Source organism: Marinitoga sp. 1155 (genome assembly GCF_001021175.1).
Lineage (GTDB): Bacteria > Thermotogota > Thermotogae > Petrotogales > Petrotogaceae > Marinitoga.
Genome location: NZ_AZAX01000043.1, coordinates 1 through 1914, shown reverse-complemented (window position 1 = coordinate 1914; position 1914 = coordinate 1). Strand labels below are relative to the sequence as shown.

Below are 1914 nucleotides of genomic sequence, written 5' to 3'. Positions count from 1 at the left end.
AGCAGCCTTTGGCTGCTTTTTTATTTTTTGAATTTATATTTTTTTGACTTTTTTATTTCTGATTTCATTTTATACATATATTTATCAGCTCTTTTTATAGTTTTATCTAAAGAATCTTTATATTGTACAATTCCATAAGAAATAAAAACAGGTATATTGTAATTCTTTAAATCTTCCTGAATTTTTGAAAATTTTTCTTTTGCTATTTTAATATCACAATTTTTTAAAATAACCAGAAATTCATCACCGCCAAGTCTGATTATATAATCCTCTTTTCTTAAATGTTTTCTTACTGTTTCTACTGTATAAATTAAAACTTCATCTCCTTTTTTATGCCCATGTTTATTGTTTATTTTTTTTAAATCATTCAAGTCGAAAAAAATCAACGAATCATTCTCATTAAAATGTATTTGTTTTAAAAATAGCCTATTATAGGCATTTGTTAACGGATCCTTCAAAGCTTTCAAAGATATTTTTCTCATTTTTATATGAGCTTTTCTAATTTCTTCCACTAAAGAAATACCAACTAATATTGTATAGGAAAAAATACCATAAGAAAATAAAAATTTACTATTATTTATAGAGAAATTGACTAAAATCAAATCATGAATAATAGTTGCCGCTAAAAAAGTTAATAAAAAAGTATATTTTACATTTTTGTTATATAAAATAATTATATATAACAATAATGCTGTTGGAATCCATGAAAATAAATTATAATAATTCATAAGCTGGTAATAATCTTTTGCTATCAAATAAAAGAAAATAGGTATAATAATCGAAATTTTTATAATAATATTAATAATCTTATATTTATTTTGTTTTAAAGTTACTGTATTTAAGAAAAATAAAAATGCTAAAAGCATGGAAATATAAAAAATTTTTTTTAATAATAAAAAGGTATACATGTTTCCAAAAGAATAATAATGAAAATCAATTGTTGCTATAAATAAAAAAAACATGGAAAAAAGATAATTGTATAAATGATTAACAGATTTCCTATCTAAAAAGAAAATATAACTGATAATCAATATTATAAGAAATAATATTATTCCCCCTATAGAAGATATTAAACCATAATTAATAAAATATAATAAAAGATATTCATGAAGTTTCGATTCTGGTATCAATACAGGTGTAATACGGATACCGCCTTTATATAGATCGTAAATAACAAGCTTTAATTTATTTTGATTTTTTAAATTATTTAAAAGTATCAAATGGGGTTTTAAGTAAATATTGAATAAATTATTTTTATTGAATCCGAATTTTTTAATCAAAACATCATTTAAGTATAATTCAGCATAATTAGCAGAAATTTCAGGAAAAACAATATATTGATTTTCTGTTTTTGGAAAATAAGAAATTAAGATATATTCTTCACCTTTTGTTTCTTTAATAATAGGTGTGTATAATTTATTTCCATATTCATCATACCATTCACTTACTTTATAACCGGATAAATTATTTAATTTATAACTTGAAATTAATAATACAAAAAAAATTACAATACCTAAAAGAGAAAGTAGTTTTTTTTTCATACATACCCCCCATTTAACCATTCTAACAAACATACATGATTTATTATATCAATTTTTACTACAAAAAACAATATAATGATATTAAAATTCACATAGATTGTCTAAAAAGTCTCAAATGAAACGAAGACTCGAAGATTGCCCTTAAAATTATGAATGAAAGCCGTCAAAATTACATGGATGTAATTTTGAGCGAAACAATACACGATGTATTGTTTGAGCGACGGCTGAGAATGAATAATTTTAAGGATTAGCAATCAAGCTGTCTGAGTGAATTTGACTTTTTAGACAGTCTTAATTTACATTTAGAATTTTTTACATAAATATTATTTAAAAAACACCAATAAATTCATAAGAAACTTGTAACGAATAAGTA

The 1914-nt window shown here is 21.8% G+C and carries 1 protein-coding gene; it reads right to left on the bottom strand.

The genetic code is table 11. The features are described 5' to 3' along the window. Positions 1-20 precede the first annotated feature (20 nt). The gene (locus X274_RS09905) at positions 21-1541 is read right to left on the bottom strand and encodes a GGDEF domain-containing protein (protein ID WP_047266673.1); all 1521 of its coding nucleotides are present in this window, start codon (positions 1539-1541) and stop codon (positions 21-23) included. Positions 1542-1914: the final 373 nt, after the last annotated feature.

Bases quoted from the DNA above. Each gene is read 5' to 3' on its own strand.
- X274_RS09905 (WP_047266673.1), bottom strand. From the start codon at position 1,541: ATGAAAAAAAAACTACTTTCTCTTTTAGGTATTGTAATTTTTTTTGTA.